Source organism: Parasedimentitalea psychrophila, assembly GCF_030285785.1.
GTDB lineage: Bacteria > Pseudomonadota > Alphaproteobacteria > Rhodobacterales > Rhodobacteraceae > Parasedimentitalea > Parasedimentitalea psychrophila.
The window spans coordinates 1,096,218-1,115,001 of the sequence record NZ_CP127247.1; the positions used below are offsets into that span (position 1 = coordinate 1,096,218).

The 18,784-nt window shown below is 55.3% G+C and carries 15 protein-coding genes and 1 pseudogene; 5 read left to right on the forward strand and 11 right to left on the reverse strand.

Features of this window, described 5'->3' with window-relative positions; genetic code table 11:
* Positions 1-20: 20 nt before the first annotated feature.
* Positions 21-1,847, forward strand: coding sequence for a methyl-accepting chemotaxis protein (locus QPJ95_RS05275; RefSeq protein WP_270920828.1), 1,827 nt, complete (start codon positions 21-23; stop codon positions 1,845-1,847).
* 841 nt (positions 1,848-2,688) lie between these two features.
* Positions 2,689-3,513, forward strand: coding sequence for a glycosyltransferase (locus QPJ95_RS05285; protein ID WP_270920829.1), 825 nt, complete (start codon positions 2,689-2,691; stop codon positions 3,511-3,513).
* 190 nt (positions 3,514-3,703) lie between these two features.
* On the opposite strand, the gene QPJ95_RS05290 is transcribed toward QPJ95_RS05285, so the two are convergent.
* From QPJ95_RS05290 to QPJ95_RS05310, 5 genes and pseudogenes are all read right to left on the reverse strand, one after another.
* On the reverse strand, positions 3,704-4,183 hold the full coding sequence (locus tag QPJ95_RS05290) for an IS110 family transposase (protein ID WP_270920830.1): 480 nt from the start codon (positions 4,181-4,183) through the stop codon (positions 3,704-3,706).
* Between the two features lie 140 nt (positions 4,184-4,323).
* Positions 4,324-5,453, reverse strand: a protein-coding gene (locus QPJ95_RS05295) for an IS3 family transposase (RefSeq protein ID WP_390922366.1) whose coding sequence is annotated in 2 segments (ribosomal slippage) — positions 4,324-5,210 and positions 5,210-5,453 — 1,131 coding nt in all. Because the reading frame shifts where the segments join, the coding sequence is not laid out codon by codon here.
* Positions 5,454-5,786: 333 nt separating this feature from the next.
* A complete protein-coding gene (locus QPJ95_RS05300; protein ID WP_270919282.1) occupies positions 5,787-6,335 on the reverse strand; it encodes a YaeQ family protein in 549 nt (182 codons plus the stop codon).
* 492 nt (positions 6,336-6,827) lie between these two features.
* Positions 6,828-7,202 (reverse strand): annotated as a pseudogene (locus QPJ95_RS05305) (helix-turn-helix domain-containing protein); the annotation flags it as partial.
* Complete coding sequence (locus QPJ95_RS05310) at positions 7,162-7,722, reverse strand: glutathione S-transferase family protein (RefSeq protein ID WP_313860120.1); 561 nt, start codon at positions 7,720-7,722, stop codon at positions 7,162-7,164. The pseudogene QPJ95_RS05305 and the gene QPJ95_RS05310, both read right to left, overlap by 41 nt.
* 161 nt (positions 7,723-7,883) lie before the next feature.
* Between QPJ95_RS05310 and QPJ95_RS05315 the strand changes: the two genes are divergently transcribed.
* The gene (locus QPJ95_RS05315) at positions 7,884-8,594 is read left to right on the forward strand and encodes a helix-turn-helix transcriptional regulator (protein WP_270919284.1); all 711 of its coding nucleotides are present in this window, start codon (positions 7,884-7,886) and stop codon (positions 8,592-8,594) included.
* A 502-nt stretch (positions 8,595-9,096) separates the two neighbouring features.
* Here the strand turns inward: QPJ95_RS05315 and htpG are convergent.
* Both htpG and QPJ95_RS05325 read right to left on the reverse strand, forming a co-directional pair.
* Entirely contained in the window at positions 9,097-10,962 is a 1,866-nt protein-coding gene (gene htpG / locus QPJ95_RS05320) for a molecular chaperone HtpG (RefSeq protein WP_270919285.1), read from the reverse strand.
* 390 nt (positions 10,963-11,352) lie between these two features.
* Entirely contained in the window at positions 11,353-13,635 is a 2,283-nt protein-coding gene (locus QPJ95_RS05325) for an adenosylcobalamin-dependent ribonucleoside-diphosphate reductase (RefSeq protein WP_270919286.1), read from the reverse strand.
* Positions 13,636-13,811: 176 nt separating this feature from the next.
* Here QPJ95_RS05325 and QPJ95_RS05330 point away from each other — a divergent pair, with 176 nt between their 5' ends.
* Positions 13,812-14,243, forward strand: coding sequence for a DUF1489 family protein (locus QPJ95_RS05330; RefSeq protein ID WP_270919287.1), 432 nt, complete (start codon positions 13,812-13,814; stop codon positions 14,241-14,243).
* Positions 14,244-14,323: 80 nt separating this feature from the next.
* On the opposite strand, the gene hisG is transcribed toward QPJ95_RS05330, so the two are convergent.
* Genes hisG through hisS form a run of 3 tightly spaced genes read right to left on the reverse strand, consistent with a single transcriptional unit; the run spans position 14,324 to position 17,598 of the window.
* Entirely contained in the window at positions 14,324-15,022 is a 699-nt protein-coding gene (hisG, locus tag QPJ95_RS05335) for an ATP phosphoribosyltransferase (protein WP_270919288.1), read from the reverse strand.
* Positions 15,019-16,107, reverse strand: a complete 1,089-nt coding sequence (locus QPJ95_RS05340) for an ATP phosphoribosyltransferase regulatory subunit (RefSeq protein ID WP_270919289.1) — start codon at positions 16,105-16,107, stop codon at positions 15,019-15,021. The genes hisG and QPJ95_RS05340 overlap by 4 nt, the downstream gene beginning before the upstream one ends.
* Positions 16,108-16,110: 3 nt before the next feature.
* Positions 16,111-17,598 (reverse strand): histidine--tRNA ligase, encoded by a 1,488-nt coding sequence (hisS, locus tag QPJ95_RS05345; RefSeq protein WP_270919290.1) that lies wholly within the window; start codon positions 17,596-17,598, stop codon positions 16,111-16,113.
* 236 nt (positions 17,599-17,834) lie between these two features.
* Here hisS and QPJ95_RS05350 point away from each other — a divergent pair, with 236 nt between their 5' ends.
* On the forward strand, positions 17,835-18,029 hold the full coding sequence (locus tag QPJ95_RS05350; protein ID WP_270919291.1) for a SlyX family protein: 195 nt from the start codon (positions 17,835-17,837) through the stop codon (positions 18,027-18,029).
* A gap of 64 nt (positions 18,030-18,093) precedes the next feature.
* Here QPJ95_RS05350 and QPJ95_RS05355 read toward each other — a convergent pair whose 3' ends face one another.
* A complete protein-coding gene (locus tag QPJ95_RS05355) occupies positions 18,094-18,525 on the reverse strand; it encodes a nuclear transport factor 2 family protein (RefSeq protein ID WP_270919292.1) in 432 nt (143 codons plus the stop codon).
* Positions 18,526-18,784: the final 259 nt, after the last annotated feature.

Below are 18,784 nucleotides of genomic sequence, written 5' to 3' on the forward strand. Positions count from 1 at the left end.
CAAACATATAAGGCATTCACATGAAATTTCGTAATCCACTTACTCCGGTGTTCAACGGTATGTCGGTTTTTATCAAATGTACTCTGTTGATAACCGCAACGACATTGATTGTGGCTGCAATCTTGATGTTTCAGTCCCAGCGCATGGTCAGCAAAGCCATTGAAGATGGCATTCTGGGCCTGGCGTCAGAAATCACCCAAGCCGCAGGCGCCCGCAATGGCGGCGCAATGCGGTTTGGCGATGCCAGCGGCGTGCAGGCTGCTCTGGATCGCATCCTGGACGAATCCAATGGTAGCGCTGTTTACGCCATCGCCACCAACAGCTCTAACGAGGTGATTGCAACCTCGGGCGCCGCTGACCAAGACGAGGCCAGTCAATTGGCAACGCTTGCCGCGGCCTCCTTTGCAACCGGGGCCGGTGAAACGACTGGCAACGGATATTACATCGCAATGCCTGCCACAGCAGGGGCCAAAGGCGACAGCATTGTCGGATCGGTCGCCATCATCTGGTCACCAGACCTGGCCTTTGCCGAGCTCGCCAAGGCCAAAATGATCACTTACCTGGTGGCCGGTGTGGCATTTCTGATCATGTGCGCCATTTCGACCTTGTTGCTGCGGGCCATTCTGTCGCGGCCGCTTCAGGAGGTCGGCACCCTGATCGACGAGATTGCCAATGGCACGTTAGATCAGGACCCGATCCACCTGGAACGTGGTGACGAAATCGGTGCCATTGCACGCACCGTCGAGAACCTGAAAGTCCAGCTGGCACAGGCCCGCGAAGTGGAGAATGATCGCGTTCACGCACAACAAGAGCAAAGCCGCGTGGTCGACACCCTGACCAGCGCTCTGCAACGGCTCTCCGAAGGGGATCTGACCCAAACGATCGACCGGGCTTTCACAGACGACTACGAAGTGCTGCGGGAAAACTACAACCGCACCATCAGTACCCTGGTTGGTATCATCGACTCGGTGATCGGCAACTCGGAAAAAATCCGTGGCAGTTCTGAAGAGATCAACCAATCGTCCAACGACCTCTCCCAACGCACCGAAAGTCAGGCGGCCACACTGGAACAGACCGCCGCCGCGCTGGATGAGCTGACGGCCAGCGTGAAATCTGCCGCCTCCGGTGCAAAAGAAGTTGAAAGCATCGTCGCCAGTGCCGGCACCACCGCAGAACAGAGCGGAATAGTCATGCGCGAAGCGGTAGATGCCATGTCGTTGATTGAAAAATCATCCGGAAAGATCTCGCAGATCATTTCGGTGATTGACGATATCTCGTTCCAAACCAACCTGCTGGCTCTCAACGCCGGGGTCGAGGCGGCACGGGCAGGCGAAGCAGGCCGTGGGTTTGCTGTGGTTGCCTCCGAAGTGCGGGCCTTGGCACAGCGGTCATCAGACGCGGCGCAGGAAATCAAACTGCTGATCAGCGACAGCTCTCAGCAGGTGAAGCACGGCGTCGAACTTGTTGGCCGCACCGGCGACGAGTTGCGCAAGATCATCGACAGCGTCGGCACCATTTCCAGTCACGTCATGGGGATCGCCTCAGGCGCCGAAGAACAGTCGGTCGCTCTGGCCGAAATTAACTCGGGTGTGTTGCAGCTGGACCAGGTGACACAGCACAACGCCGCCATGGTCGAAGAATCCACCGCCGCCAGCCAGTTGCTGCGCAATGACGCAAGCGAGCTGGCCCGTCAGGTATCGGTGTTCAAAACCGGTAATGACGACGGCACTATAGGGCGTTTTGAATCTGTCCCAACAGGGTCAATGGAGATCGCTGATTTCTCTGCCCATGAACCGGATTTTAACACCCCGGAACCGCGCCGCGTGTCCGGCTGGGAAGACTTCTAACCAACAGGCCGCGACCAACCGACCCTCAAGGACCAAAAAAGCACGGAGCCTCACAGCTCCGCGCTTTTTATCTGTGTGCCCTGAAAGACACAGCTCAGTTGATCGGCTTATCAAGCGGTTTGCGTCTAATCAGAGGTCTGACGCCCTGTAGAAATCTGCGCCGGCAAGTTCTGGATCCCACACGGGCCTGATTTATGAAGAACATAACAGAGGTGGTCCTATTTTTTCGACCCGTTTGCAGCCTGTTTAAAGGGGATCCGGGTTTCATTTAGGCGGCCAATCTCATGGGTGTCTTTTGGGTCTCATAAGCCTCGTTCGGCGTAAATGTCCCATGGGGCAAATGGGCGCGTTCGGTGCTATAGCAATCATGAGAGCGGGTCAGCGACCCTTGCCATCCATGCACGGCCTGGCAGCGCATGTTTACATGCGTGAGAGGAGAACCTGATTTGGCTGGTCAATCGTCAGACCCCGAAGAAGGTAAGGGTAAATCTTGTGCTGGAGGTCCTTTTTACTGGTGCTTGGCGCCTGATGGATTGGAACCAAAACCATAAGACGCAAAGGACGTCGCCCCCCCTTTCATGGTTTGCTTGCAAACCACTGCCGGGCTGCGGGACGAATGGCTCTTTCTCTTGGTCATTTCGGATCATCTCTCTCACAAGGTGATCCACTTCAACCACTGGTCCGAATTCCCGCGACCACCTCTCTATTCAATACAGGCAAGCCTCTACGAAATACGACGAAACGGATATTTGAATAAATCAGCTATAGTTCAAAACGAATACTTGAGATATAGTGAGCGTATATTTTAGCCAGAAATTGTGTTTTTGAAAGAGATCTGAGGATGAATTTCAACGTCGTTCTGCCCGTCTACAACGGTGGCGCAAAGATTGAGCGCACCCTCTCCAGCATCCTGTTGCAAAACAGTGTGTTAGCGGGAAAGGACACTGTGCAATGCATTGTGGTGGATGGCGCATCGATTGATGACACGGTTCAAAGAGCGCGTTCGTTCAACGACCCGCGGATCAAGATCATCAGCGAAGCAGACGAAGGCATGTATGAAGCGCTCGCAAAGGGGCTCGACGGTACGATGCAAGATGTTACCTGCTACCTAAGCGCTGGGGAGCTGTTTGATCCATCAGCCTTTGAAATTGTCTCCCATGTGTTACAGAGCCACTCAGAGGTTTCATGGCTCACTGGGCGTGCGATAACCAGAAACGCCGACCTGCATATCATCACCTCAGAGCTTCCCCGGCCCTTCCTTCGAAATTTAATTGATTGTGGCATGTATGGGACGCGCCTGACGGTGATACAGCAAGAAAGCACGTTCTGGCGTTCAGATCTTACACAGCATTTTGATCTGGAGAAACTAAAGACCCTGAAGCTGGCAGGTGACTACTATCTGTGGCGGTGCCTTGCCCAGCACTACGAATTGTATGTGGTTAACGCCCACTTAGGAAGTTTCACAAACGAGCCGGGGCAGCTTTCTCAAACCGTTCCTGGTGCGTACAGAAGAGAGCTGCGGTCGATACGTCGGCGCCCAAAACTAACCGAACGGTTCAGCGCGCTTATTATGCGGCAGTGGGCAAAGCGCGTTTGCCCAAGTGAAACGTCAATACGCACAATAAATTTTGATCACCAAAAAAGGTCTTGGGAACTCAGCCGTTGAAGCTAAGGGGGTGCGAAGACATCACGGTTCACGCCAAAATGGCGGAGCATTATTGCCCGGGTTTTTACAATATTTGGCTCATCCATCGGTGCGGCAACAGCGCTTAACCATCCACCCCGCTTGCAACCCGATCTTTTCGCAAAAGCGAAAGCTCAATAAACGGCAGCACCATCCGTCCCAAAATGCTCACTCAGGGTAGAATGTTGTTGGGATGCAAGCACCCTCCATCATGTTCAGACCCGACACGGTTCAGATCCATCGTCTTCTTGAGCAATGCCTTGCGTGTACTGAGTAGCGCTCTGAGACCATGGGCCTCTCGGCTTTTCATGTGGACCGGGCTGAACCAACCAGTGCGCAGAACATGCGCAATATCTTTGGCATCATTTTTGTCGGTCCTGTTTCGCATCGCAGACAGGGCTGCGTTTACCTGACGCGCCTCCATGCAAACCACATCAAAACCTGCGGCCTGCAGTCCAAAGTAAAGGTGTTGGCTCATCGTACCAGCTTCCAAATCGATGCGGTCTATCGGAAACTCAAAATCAGAGAGGTACGCTGCAATGTCATCGACCTCGCAAGCCAGCTCGCGTTCGAGAACGACCTTGCCCTTCGTATCAACAACGCAAAGCGCGCACGACCGAAGTGACACATCAAGTCCAACAAAGTAGTCCATCATCTCTCTCCCTTGTTCACGGCTATCTTGTGATCATACCGGGAGCTCGACCTCAAAACAGAGGTAGCCCAATTACGCATGCTACCTGCGCATAGCCAACATTGGACCTGTCCCGCTTTCGTTCCGCCCCTTGTGCTCATTTAGGCGGCGATCTTTTCAAAAGCCAAGGGACTTTTCCAGCCTAATGCCGAGTGTCTCCGGCGGGGATTATAGAACCCATTAATGTACTCGAAGATGGCGATCTCAGCAGCCCTGCGGGTTTGCCAAGAGTGCCGCCAGATCAATTCCGCTTTGATGGTTTTGAAGAAGGTTTCCATTGCGGCGTTATCATAGCAATTACCCTTGCCGCTCATGGATACCTTGAAGCCATACCGGCGCAGGATTTTCTGGTAATCCTGCGAGCAATATTGGCTGCCCCTATCAGAATGATGGATGCATCCTTTGGGCGGCCTGCGCAGGGTTATGGCCATGTTCAGCGCCCGTATGGCCAGATCGCGCTTCATCCGGTTGCTGACAGCCCAACCGACCACGCGCCTGGAGTACAGGTCCAGAACCACGGCCAGATAGAGCCAGCCCTCGCGGGTCCAGATGTAGCTGATATCAACAACCCATTTTTGATTGGGTCGATCTGCTGAGAAGTTCCGGTTCAGCAGGTTTGGCGTGATGTTGAACTTGTGATTGCTGTCCGTTGTGGCCTTGTACTTACGGGTTCTGACAACAGATATGCCGTTCTGGCGCATCAATCGGCCGACACGGCGGTGACCAATATCCAGACCAAGCTCTTTCAGTTCTTCGACCATTCTCGGTCGGCCGTAGCTCTGCAAACTCAGGCGGTGCTGCTCCCGGATGTGGGCCAACAGAACCATATCCCCACGTTGACGCTGGCAGGCAGGGCGTTTGCGCCAGGCTCGGTAGCCACGTGGGGTGACATCCACAATCCGGCAAAGTCGCTCTGTGGGAATGCTATTGCGGTGCTTTTCAACAAATGAAAACCTCATTTGCTTTGGTCCGCAAAGAAGATTGTTGCTTTTTTTAGCAGCTCCCTCTCCTCACGTAGAAGGCGGTTTTCCCGGCGAAGGCGCTCGTTCTCATTGGCCAGTTCCTGATCCTCTTTCGAAACAACGTCCGCGTCACGATAGGTTCTGATCCACTTGCACAGGGTGGACATACCAACCCCAAGATCGGAGGACGCCTGTCGGCGGGTCAGCCCGCTGGTCAGTGCGATCCGCACTGCGTCGCGTTTGAATTCTTCGGATGGTCGTGGTGCCATGGTGTATCTCCTTTGGGGCAGAATATGCTCTCAAAGGGGCGGAACAATACCGTGACAGGTCCAAACGGCCCTAACCTGACCGACGTTCAGACGTCCTTGCGAATGCTGCGGCGCGGCTCGTTCAAGCTGCCATTGATGCCCTGCGCAGCAAACAGTGACGTTACCGTTGGTACTAAGAGAGAAGCGTCTGGGCTTGGTCTCTTTGCAGTGATGTGCCACCGCAAGCCGCTATTCCTCTGTCGATTGGCCCGGTCCGTCTATCCGGCAGACATCGGTCAACGACGCAGCATTCTACAGCCTGGGCTCTTATACGCGATCTGAGCAGCTCGGCGGTCAATGACCAGAATTTTTCCATTTGGCCGGGGCCACGTAAACGATGCTATCATCAACACTGACCATCACATCGCCGTCCTGAATATTAACCTGCAGCTTCATCGAGCGACTTGCTAGGTTTCCCAGTTCGCGGGTGTCCGTCTCTGAAAAATTGACAACCTTTAGGTTATCAAACCGAGTGGTGCTGTTTTTGATCTTCTCCCACCACATCTCAGCCGTCCTGCCGCCGTAACAATAGACAATCACCTCGTTGGATTTGCCACAGGATTGACGAACAATCTTCTCGCTCGGAAGTCCCAACGCCACCCACAACTCAAGCTCTCCACTCAGGCTTTTCTGCCAAATGTCTGGCTCGTCATCCGTTGAAAGGCCCTTCGTGAGTTCCAATTTCTCATGGGCATTCAGCGCAAAAGCGAGAAGACGTACCATCAGCCGTTCGTCCGTCTCCGACGGATGTTTGGCTACGGTCAGTTTGTGGGTCTCATAGTAGTGACGATCCATATCGGAGACGGAAAGTTCAACTTTATAAATGGTGGCTTTTTGCGCCATGATTTTTCCCACAATTGCGAAGATATGGATGACTAATGCGTCTGGTGACTTTGTGAAAGTAGATAAAAAAAGGGCCCGAAAACAGGGGGCAAAATGGGTGTTGCCAAGTTGTTTGACTTGTCGAGGTAGGATAGTTGGTCCGTACCGCTGATGACCACTATAGTCATCACCTCAAACCACATGTCTGCATCAACACGGACATTCTGATCATCACCGCTTTGTGTCCGAGTTGAAAACTTTGCAACGAGTATTTCCTGCACAAAGCAGTCATCAATGCAGATTGCAGCAAATGTCGGCAATCCGCCCTAATGAGCGGCTTTTTCAAAGAATTGCTGTGTCTGACGTCAGCGCCTATGGGTCCAAATAGCGGTATTTGATAAGAGAGTGTTCTTGGCTCATCGTGATCAAATGATCCATGCTTTGTGCGAAGGCGGTCCTGCTCGCGCCAGTTGCCACCAACAAGGGTGCCTGTCGTCCGGCGATATGGATGCCGCCGTCCTCGGCAATTTTGGCATCCAATGCCTTCAGGCGGTTTTTGAATTTGGCCAGATCATGACGCAGCCAGATGGATCGCACACCGGATGACACCCCCAACTTACATAGTTCATTGGAGGTGCGGGCCTGGCCATAGGCCGGGAAGTCGGCGGCATTTTTAATGACCGCTTCCTCGGTCGCCTAATCTATGCGATTTGCCAGGGTGGGTTTGCGCCGGGTGCGTTCAAACAGCGCCTCGACACCACCTCCCTCGACCACCGATTTGTAGCGGTAAAAGGTGTCGCGTGAAATGCCCATCACCTGGCAGGCTTTGGATACGTTGCCTCCGAGGTTAGGCTTGCATCTTAAGGGCTGAAAAAGCTTGTGTTTCAAAAGCCTCTAACCCAGCGCCATCTTGCGCACCCTCAACCCGTTTGATCCAGGCTTTGACTGTAGGGGTCTCAGGTATGAGATGTGGTGCCCACTGAAACGCAGAGGCCATGATGATATCCGCGATCGTCAGCTTATCACCGACAAGGAAAGGTTTGTCGCCCAAGCCAGACATAATCTGCTCACTAACCTCGGCCATTGTGCGGAAGGTGCTTTTGAGAATTGGATGATCCAGTTTCGCAAAATGTACCACCATTGCAGGCTCCAGAACGCCACAATAGTAGCTCATCCAGGACAGGAAAGAACCGCGTCCCGCATCACCAGGTTTGATGCTGAAGGGGTGTCCAAAAATCTCGTCAAGATACATCATGATGGCTGCGCTTTCGCGAATGGTATCGCCTTCATCGGTCACCAAGAACGGCACCTTACCTTCGGGGTGGGCGTTGTTTGGATCTCTGCGACCGCTGCCATCGTTTTTGACGATATCAACAATGACCACTTTGACCTGATCGAGTTTCCCCATCAGCATGAGCTGGGAAATGACCCGAGAGGATCGTGTGTGCGGAGAATGATAAAGAGTTGGCATTTCAAGAGGCCTTTCAAAAACCTGACTGTTGTTGGTGGAGCACCTATGCCACTAAGATACTGCCAATTTCTGTCAGGATGTTTTGCGTAGAGTACCCCATGGCCAAATCAGATCGCCTTTTTCGCCTACTCCATCTTATTCGGGGACTTACTCCTCCGGTGACTGCTGCACGGCTGGCAGCTGCCATGGAGGTCTCCGCGCGCACTATCTATCGTGACATCGACAGCCTACGGGCAGCAGGTGCGCGGATCGATGGCGAAGCAGGACTTGGCTATACCATGATCGAAGATCCTGCATTGCCGCCGCAGACGTTTACGCAAATTGAGATCGAAGCGCTCACTCTTGGTTTGTCAGACGTCAGCCAACGCGGGGACGTTGACTTGGCACTGGCCGCTAGGGATGCGTTGACCAAAATTCTTGCGACTTTGCCAGAACGCCAACAGCGCCAGGCTATGCATGCCGTAAACCTTGTACACCGGTTTAGCATTCCTGTGGCTCCCACGATTGATATGACGCTATTGCGCGAGGCGATGTGGACTGAAGAGGCGCTTGATATTGGCTACAAAGACCGAGACGATATCTCTACTCAACGGCGCATCTTTCCCTTGGCCATTGCGTACCACGACAGGGCTGTGATGCTATTGGCATGGTGTTGCCTGCGCGCAGATTTCCGTATGTTTCACGTCACTCGAATTGAAGGCTATGCGCAAAGTGGTGAAAGCTTTCGTCCCCGGCGCGTATCTTTATTACGGGACTATATAGCGGCTCTCAAGGCGCGGAAAATGCGCAGAATGCCCTCAAAATACTGACTTTTTGATTTTGGGTTTCACCCATGTTGCCGTGAAGGTCCGCTATCATTGCACTGGGTATTTGCACTACGACCACCTCTCATCTTCCCGTGAAATTCCCGAAAATCCGAGCTTTCACACAGCCTCGACCGAAAGCAACCGTTATGGGAGAGGGAAATGTTCCGAATGCTGCACCAGCACATTTCGGCACTCCCCCCTCTGTTCTGGAAGGCGCAACTCGACGCAAACGCGTAACTACGAAAGAAAGCTGAAAATGCCAGATTGAATTTGTCCTGATGCAGTGCGTTTTTTAGGCGATTAAGTGCCAACATAATTCGCATTCTGCGTCTCAACACAGCCCATGAATTGGCTTGGCAACCATGGACGCTGACCGAAGCTGCGAAGCTTCGGCCATGGGTAGTCATTCAGCACTCTGCAACCGAGGCGTCACGTTCGGTCAGCCATCCCGGCGGCCAGACAGGAAATGGCTAACAGGCTTCATTTTGTGCACGACAAAGAGACGCTAAAGCGCGCTGTCCATTATTGAGCTAAGGCGGCGAACAAATTCCGCCGGATCAGAGGGCGCTTCGCCATCTGAAATCCGCGCCTGATCCAACAACAAGTGAGCGGCATCCTGTAGCAGTGCATCTGATGCAGCCTCATCGCCTTTTGCACGTTCGGCTAGCTTTTTAACAACCCTGTGGCCCGGGTTTAATTCCAGAACCCGTGGCATGCCATCCGTCAACTGGCCGTGTTGTTTCAGCAGCCTTTCCAGATTGACGTCCATATCCCCATCGTCAGCGATAAGGCACACAGGGCTATCAGTTAGCCGCTTGGAAGGACGCACATCTTTGACCAAATCACCGAGTTCCAGCTTTATTGCTGCAATTAGATTATCGAGCTCGGGTGACTCGGCATCATCTTTGTCGTCGGCAGCATCTGCATCGCCACTGATTTTGTCTAGATCAGTTGCTCCGCGGGTTACAGATTTGAAGGTCTTGCCCTCAAATTCAGTAATGTGTTGAAGCCAGAACTCATCGACATGGTCTGCCAGCAACAGCACTTCTACGCCCTTGGCCTTAAAGCCTTCCAGATGTGGTGACTGCGATATCTTTTTCGCATCGTCACCCGCCATGTAGTAAATCGCGTCCTGGCCCTCTTTGCAGCGACCCACGTAATCCGAAAGGCTGGTCAGCTCACCATTATGGGTTGAAGAGAAACGACAAATCTCGAGAAGCCGATCCCGCAAGCCAGGATCTTCGATCAGGCCTTCCTTTAATACCGCGCCAAAATTCTCCCAAAAGTTGGTATATTCTTCTGGGGCTTTGTTGGCTTTTTTCTTGAGCGCTCCGATCACCTTCTTGCTGAGCGCTGTCTTGATCTTCGCAAGCTTCGGGTCTGATTGGAGCATCTCGCGGGATACATTCAAAGTGAGATCTTGTGAGTCAACAACCCCGCGAAGGAACCGCAAATATGCCGGAACAAGGTCTTTGGTATTTTCCGAGATAAACACCCGGTTCACATAGAGCTTCACATGGCTTTTGCGTTCAGCATCGTACAAATCCATTGGGGCCGTCGACGGCACGTATAGAAGGCTGGTGTGGCTGACTGAGCCTTCGACATGGCTATGCAAGGTAAGCCAAGGCTTATCAAAGGCATGCGATGTGTGATGATAAAACTCTGTGTGCTGCTCTTCGGTTACATCCTTCGGAGCACGGGTCCAAATGGCAGAGGCCGAATTCAGTGTTTCCCCACCAAGCATCACCGGGAAACTAATGTGATCAGAGTAGGTTTTGATAATATGGCGAACGCGGACTTCTTCGAGGAACTCTTTCGCGTCCTTTTTCAGGTGTAGCACCACAGTCGTGCCGCATGTGCCCCTGTCACCGGGCTCAATTGTAAATTCGCCTTTTCCATCCGATGTCCACTGCCAGCTCGTGTCTTCGCCAGCTTTTCGCGTCATAACTTCGACGTTGTCGGCAACCATGAATGCAGAATAGAAACCAACACCAAACTGGCCAATGAGACCCATTTCTCCCTTTTCGCCGTCCTTCAAGGCGTTGAGAAAAGCCCCCGTACCTGACTTCGCGATTGTTCCGAGCGTTTCAAGTAGGTCATCGTGGTTCATCCCAATTCCATTGTCCGAAACGGATAGGGTTTTGGCTTTCGTGTCTATCTCAAGCGAAACTGAAAACTTATCAGAACCGTCAGTTAACGACGAATCCGTGAGGGCCTCGTAGCGAAGCTTATCACAAGCATCAGACGCGTTTGACACGAGCTCTCTAAGGAAGATTTCGCGGTTCGAGTATAGCGATCCGGCGACAATATCGAGTAATTGGCCAACCTCAGTTTGAAAGGAAAATGTCTCTTTAACGCCGGTATCAGTCACAGATAAAGCCCCTGGTTTTCTTGCGGAAAGTGGTCGAGTTCGTGCGCCAATCTAGGGAAGGGAAACAGGTGTTTCAACCTCACGTTTCTAACATGGATCAACGGGTGTCAGACTGCCTATCAATCGTCGAGAACAAAAGGCCAGCCCAGCCACAACCAGAATAGCCCTAAAGTTCCCACTAAAAGTATTCTCTTGAAAACCGCGTCGGAGCCACTTTAGTTTGATGGTCTCAGGATTATCCGCGCTCGCAAAACACTGTTTAGCGATGTTCGCGAACCCTAGTAGAACAAGGGTTCGCGAAGTTTTGGGTGTTTTATGCCTGTAAAAACCGGCCTAACTCACCCATTTGGGCAATTTATGGTTGGTTTAACAACAGTATCAAACGCCGCCCTAGCCGCATTTGGAGTGACCGCAGCTGCGGCAGGTCATGCAGCCTTCAACCATCTGCAGGCCGTACTGACCGCAGCTGGGGCAGGCTTTGCCACGCGGCGTGCCTAAGTTCACCACCTCGGCGGTGGGATCCGTCTTCAACCCCATGCCTTCGCCTTCGATAAAGCCGGTATTGATCATATGGGTCTCGATCACGCCGCCAATGGCCGCCAGGATCGAGGGGATATATTTCCCCTTAACCCAGGCGCCGCCACGCGGATCAAACACCGCCATCAGCTCCTCGACCACAAAGGACACATCACCGCCGCGACGGAACACCGCCGAAATCATCCGGGTCAATGCCAGCGTCCAGGCGTAATGCTCCATATTTTTGGAGTTGATGAAGACCTCAAACGGGCGTCGATGACCGTTCAGAATGATGTCGTTGATGGTCAGATAGATCGCATGTTCGCTGTCAGGCCACTTCAGCTTGTAGGTATGACCCTCCAGGCTCTGCGGCCGGTCCAGCGGTTCCGACATATAGACCACCTCGGCGCCATTGCTGACCTGTGGCGCATCTGCGGTTTCACCGGGGGCTTGATCCGAGCTTTCGCTGACCGTCAGAACCGAACCGGTGACCTCGTTGGGACGGTAGGTGGTGCAGCCTTTGCAGCCCTGATCCCAGGCCAGCATATAGACCTCTTTGAAGTCGTCAAAGCTGATGTCTTCGGGGCAGTTGATGGTCTTCGAGATCGAGCTGTCGACCCATTTCTGCGCCGCCGCCTGCATTTTCACATGTTCAGAGGGCGCCAGCGTTTGCGCGTTGACGAAATAGTCAGGCAGCTCTTTGTCGCCAAACTTGTCGCGCCACATCTGCACCGCATAATCGACCACTTCCTCTTCGCTGCGGCTGCCGTCTTTTTGCAGCACCTTGCGGGTATAGGCATAGGCAAACACCGGCTCGATGCCTGAACTGACATTGCCCGCGTACAGCGAAATGGTGCCGGTGGGCGCGATCGAGGTCAGCAGCGCATTGCGGATACCGTGGCTGCGCACAGCCTCACGCACATCGTCGTCCATCGCCATCATGGTGCCAGAGGCCAGATAGGGCTCGGCGTCAAACAGCGGGAAGGCGCCTTTTTCCTTAGCCAGATCCACCGAGGCCAGATAGGCGGCGCGGGCGATCGCTTTCAGCCAGGCTTCGGTTTGACGCGCCGCCGCGTCCGAGCCATAGCGCAGCCCAACCATCAGCAGCGCATCGGCCAGCCCGGTGACCCCCAGCCCGATACGGCGCTTGGCCAGCGCCTCGGCCTGTTGTTCGGGCAATGGGAAATTCGAGGCATCCACCACATTGTCCATCATCCGCACCGCGGTGGCGACCAGATCGGTCATCACGGCTTCGTCCATCTCGGCCCCAGCCTCAAACGGTTTGGTGACCAGACGCGCCATATTGATCGAGCCCAGCAGGCAGGCGCCATAAGGCGGCAGTGGCTGCTCACCGCAGGGGTTGGTGGCCGAGATCGTCTCGATGTAGTTCAGGTTGTTGGCGGTGTTGATCCGGTCGATGAAAATCACCCCCGGCTCGGCAAAATCATAGGTGGCCTGCATGATTGTGTTCCACAGATCCAGCGCCTGCACGGTGTGATAGACCTTGCCACCGAACACCAGATCCCACGAGCCATCCGCCTTGACCGCATCCATGAAATCATCGGTGATCAGCACCGACATGTTGAACATGCGCAAGCGGGCGGCATCGGATTTGGCCGAAATGAAATCCTTAATATCCGGGTGATCGCAGCGCATGGTCGCCATCATCGCACCGCGCCGCGAGCCGGCCGACATGATGGTACGGCACATCGAATCCCAGACATCCATGAACGACAGCGGCCCCGAGGCATCCGCAGCCACCCCTTTGACATCGGCGCCACGTGGCCGCACGGTCGAGAAGTCATAGCCAATGCCACCGCCCTGCTGCATGGTCAGCGCCGCCTCTTTCAGCATGTCGAAAATACCGGACATGCTGTCAGGGATGGTGCCCATCACAAAGCAGTTGAACAATGTGACCTTGCGCGCGGTCCCCGCACCGGCGGTGATCCGGCCGGCCGGTAGGTATTTGAAGTCTTCCAGCGCTGCGTAGAACGTGTCCTCCCAAGCTGCCGGGTCTTTCTCCACCTTGGCCAGATCGCGGGCGATACGGCGCCAGCTGTCTTCGACGGTGGCATCAATGGGGGTACCATCGGCCTCCTTGAAGCGGTACTTCATATCCCAGATCTGTGCGGCGATGGGGGCAGCAAAGCGGCTCATTAAGCGAATCCTTTAGGCTTGAGAAGCGGTCTCGATAAACAGGCAGGCCGCGAGTCTCAACGTAAAATCGTCCTGAGTCCCGCGAATTTCTGCGCAGCGTACCACAATACCTTGTTGCTGCCCAGATAATGACTACAATATGCTGATGACCCTATGGACGACTCTGTGGATTACCGGTGGATAACTTTACAAATCTGATCAAACTTTCCGTTGGCTCGGAAAATGTCGAAACCCTGATCGACTGGCAAGAGATGCGCCGCGCACAATCTGCGGATGGGTTGGCGCGTCACGTTACCCGTATGTGGCCCAAACGTGAGGCGGAAATCGTGGCCGGTGGGTCAATCTACTGGGTGATCAAAGGCGCGGTTCAATGTCGCCAAAAGATCCTGCGATTTGATGAGGTGATTGGCGAGGATGGCATTCGCCGCTGCGCCTTTGTACTCGACCCGGTGATTCACCGTACCCACAACGCACTGCGTCGCCCGTTTCAGGGCTGGCGCTATCTCAAACCCGAAGACAGCCCGCCTGACCTGCGTGAGGGGCTGACCAGTGATGACGCGCTGCCACCCGAGATGAACCAGGCGCTGGCAGAAATCGGCGTCATCTGATCTCGGCGGTCACCGGAAAATTCAAATTTTCCGGCCCGGAATTTTTGAAAATTCCGGCCACAGTTAAGATCATGGTGAAATCAGACCCCGCCGTGCAGCAGGGCCAGCATCTGCTTCAATGCAAGCTTTTCCTCGGCGGACATGGCTGCGGTGCGGCTGCGCCACAGGGTTGCCTGTGATTTCAGCACCGGTCCGGCGCTCAAGATCTTCAGGTGATTGGCGCGCAGGGTTTCCCCGGTCGAGGTGATATCCGCCACCATTTCCGCAGTCTCGTTCTTGACCGTGCCTTCGGTTGCCCCCTGACTGTCGACCAGCTGATAATCAGCGACGCCGCCATCGGTGAGGAATTCACGCACCAGCCGGTGATATTTGGTGGCGATCCGCAACCGGTGACCATGCCGGGCGCGAAAGGCCGCCGCCACCGCATCCAGATCATCCAGTGTGTCGACGTCGATCCAAGACTTCGGCACCGCCAGGATCAGATCCGCCTGACCGAATCCCATCACCTCGATCTGCTGCACCTGCTGTTCCCAGCGCGGCAGCTTCTCATACACCAGATCGGTACCGGTGACGCCAAGATGAATGCGACCCGCCGCCAGCTCTCGCGGAATCTCACCTGCCGACAGCAGAACCAGCTCGACCCCGTCCACACCGTCGACCTGACCGGCATATTCCCGATCTGACCCGGTACGCGACAGTGTCACACCGCGTTTTTCAAACCAGCTAAAGGTCTTTTCCATCAGCCGCCCCTTGGACGGCACTCCCAGCTTGAGGCTCATGACGACGCCTTCTCCAACATTAACATCAGGTCCGGGCGCAACACGGCGCCCACGGCGGGGATCTCCGCCCCCTGCCCCAATTGCCGGGTCAGCGCATCATAGCGCCCGCCGCTGGCAATTGGCGGCAGGTCCGGGCGTGTCTCGGCGTAAAAGCCAAACACAAACCCGTCATAATATTCCATCGACGTGCGGCCATATGAAACCTCAAAGTCGAGATGCTGGACATCGACGCCGCGCGCCGCCAAAGCCACTGATCGCGCCTCCAGCCGGTCCAATGCTGCAGAAATCGACGGCAGGTCAACCGCAATATCGCGCATCTGTTCCAGCGCGTAGGGCACGGTTTCGCGCACCGCCATCAGCGTTTCCAGTGCCAGCAATTCATTCTCGGCAATCGGTGGCGCCACGGCATCCTCGCGCAGCGCTGCAATACGCTCGTCAATCTCGGCGCGGCTGCGTTTGCCGATCTCGACGTCGGCGTCGGTCAAGACGCCCTCGGTCGACAGTAGCGCCTGACGCGATTGAGGCACCGGCACCCGGTGCGCGAACCGATCCAGCAGCGCCCGAAACCGCCGTGGCCGCCAGATGTGACGCATCAGGGCCGCCTTGCGCCGCGCGGTGGTCTTCAACCCCTCGACGGCTGCCATCAGAATGCCGATATCGCCGGTCGCCGCGCGCAGTCCCAGACCGGCGACGCTATTGGCCATCAGCGCAAACACCTCGGCGTCCGCCGCTGCGGAATTATCGCGATCAAAGATCTCATAGCCGACCTGGACATATTCATTGGCACGGTCAGGATCATGCTCCTGGCGCCGGAACACCTCGCCTGCATAGGTATAACGCGCCGGTTCAGCCCCGTCGCGCATATGCATCTGCACCACTGGTACGGTGAAATCCGGCCGCAGCATCTGTTCGCCGCGCAGCCCGTCCGAGGTCACATAGGCCCGCGCCCGAATGTCCTCACCGTAGAGGTCCAGCAGCAAGCCGGCAGGCTGCAGCAATGGCGGATCCACCACCAGCGCCCCCGCATTTTCGAAATCAGCCAGCAACTGCGCGGCGCGCAGGCGGATATCAGAACGATCTGGCATCTCTCATCCCTGTCCGTCGAGGATTTCACGCACCCGTGCGACCAGTTGATCGCGCGGCACTTCGAACTGGCTGGGACGGGCTTTCCATTCCTCCAGCGTTGCATTTTCAGCAATCTTGGCGCCCAGGATCAGGTCTTTGATCTGCACCACACCCTTGTCCTTTTCGTCGCCACCCTCAATCACCGCAATCGGCGAGTTCCGCTTGTCCGCATATTTCAGCTGATTGCCAAAATTCTTGGGGTTGCCCAGATAGACCTCGGCGCGAATGCCGGCATTGCGCAGCTCGGCCACCATCGCCTGATAATCCGCCATCCGCGTCTTATCCATCACCGTCACCACCACCGGACCTGATACTTCAGCGGTGATCCGGCCCTTTTCACGCAGCGCCGCCAGCAGCCGGTCAACCCCAATCGAGACCCCGGTGGCTGGCACTTCCTGGCCGGTAAAGCGTTTGACCAGATCGTCATAACGCCCGCCGCCTGCAACCGAACCAAACTGCCGCTTGCGGCCCTTGTCGTCGAGGATCTCAAAGGTCAGTTCAGCCTCGTAAACCGGGCCGGTGTAATAGCCCAGGCCCCGCACAACAGACGGATCAATCTCGATCCGGTCCGGTCCATAGCCACCCGCCGCCAGCAATTCGCCAATCTGTTCCAGCTCGGCAATGCCCTCGGCCCCGACCTTGCTGTCGCCAACCGCAGCCCGCAGATTGGCCAGAGTGCCCGCCGCATCCGCCGCTTTCGAGGTCAGAAAGGCAATCACCGGCTCGGCTTGCTCATCAGATAGGCCAACCCCATCGATATAGGCACCAGAGGCATCCAGCCGCCCCTTGGTCAGCAACTGGCGCACACCGGCCTCGCCCACCTTGTCGAACTTGTCGATGGTGCGCAGCACATTGTCACGCGCCCCGTCGCCCTCAGCCAGGCCCATGGCCTCCAGCACGCCGTTCAGAACCTTGCGGTTGTTGACCCGCACCAGATAGTCGCCGCGCGCAATGCCGACGGCCTCCAGTGTGTCCGACAGCATCGCACAAATTTCAGCATCCGCCGCCATCGAGGCCGATCCAACCGTATCCGCATCACACTGATAGAACTGACGATAGCGCCCCGGTCCCGGCTTTTCATTGCGCCACACCGGCCCCATCGCATAGCGACGATAGGGGATCGGCAGATCATTGCGGTGCTGCGCATAGACCCGCGCCAGCGGCGCTGTCAGATCATAGCGCAGCGCCAGCCAGTCGCCATTATTTTTCTCGTCGAATTCCTGCCAGGCAAACACCCCCTCATTGGGGCGGTCCACATCCGGCAGGAACTTACCCAGCGCCTCAACCGTTTCAACGCCAGCACTTTCCAGCGCCTCAAAGCCATAGTGATGGTAGACCCCGGCAATCGCCTGCAGCATTTCGGTGCGCTGAGTGACCTCAGCCCCAAAATAGTCGCGAAACCCCTTCGGCGTCTGGGCCTTGGGGCGTGGGGCTTTCTTTTGCTTGGCCATGGGTCATGGTCCCTCTGGATGTGTTGTCGCGCGGGGTTTAGCCGATGCGTGGTACAGGAGCAAGGTATTGGCGGCCGCGTTCCCACGCCACGGACCAGATCCATTTTTCATCTGGCCTTAAATATCCCCGCCGGAGGCCTGCCGGTTTTGCCAAAAACCTGCAATCTTCTGGGCGCGACCATGGACCACCCCAATCCAACGCCCTATGACAGCCTCAACGCCCGTAGGAGAGCCCGATGCAAAACCTCGAAGAACAAATCGCCCACCTGACCCGCACGGTCGAAGACATCAGCGACGTGATGGCGCGCCAGCAGACTGAGATTGCCACCCTAACCCGCCGGGTACAGATGCTAATGGAGCGTGAGGCGGGCCGGGAAGAAAGCGGCGGCGGCAGCGCCACCTTTGGCAATGAACGCCCACCGCATTATTAACTCCGCTAAGGTATAGAACAGCTTGCCATCCTGAATTGCAGAAAGTTGCGCCGCGGGCGTGACCTCAGGCCCAGCTCAATTTCTGCCCGGTCAGGCAAGCCATCAAAGCATCTTCCGGCAACTGGCCAAGTTGTTCGAACAAGGTGAACGCATCAAAGTTGGTCGTCATTTCAATAAACTGATTGTTCTTAACCCGCGCCATCATCGAGCCACCAACTGAAACCGGGGTGATTCCATAGGGGCCATCAGCTGTCATGACATAGTTAGCTGAACACCAGTCACCGTCCTCGATGAACCGGGTGATATCAATCTCAAATGGGCCTATGAGTTGATGAACAATTTGTATCAACTCCGGGAGTTCGTTACGTGGGGCAAGAAACCCATCGAAAACAGTGTCCACATTAATTTCAGGCGAAAGCAAGACATCCAGTGCCGAGGCATCCCCGGCAACCCAGACCTGGGAAAACCAGCTCTGCAACAGTTTGAATTTCGTCATAGTCACTTCTTTTTAACACCCGTCACATGGGGATGCGTCGGAACTCACCTAAGGTACATGGCACATATACAATTGCTTTAACCATCTCCCGGGCTTTAATAAAGGCTGGTGAGCATCTTTTGTTCAACGGTTTTCCCATCACAGGAATATCCGGTGCGGAGTTCCCAGCTCGGCAGCCTCGGGCCACGTCCCCAAAGGTCAGACACCCCCCTATTTGTCACCCACACCCCTATTTGTCACATACGGGCCTATTCAAATA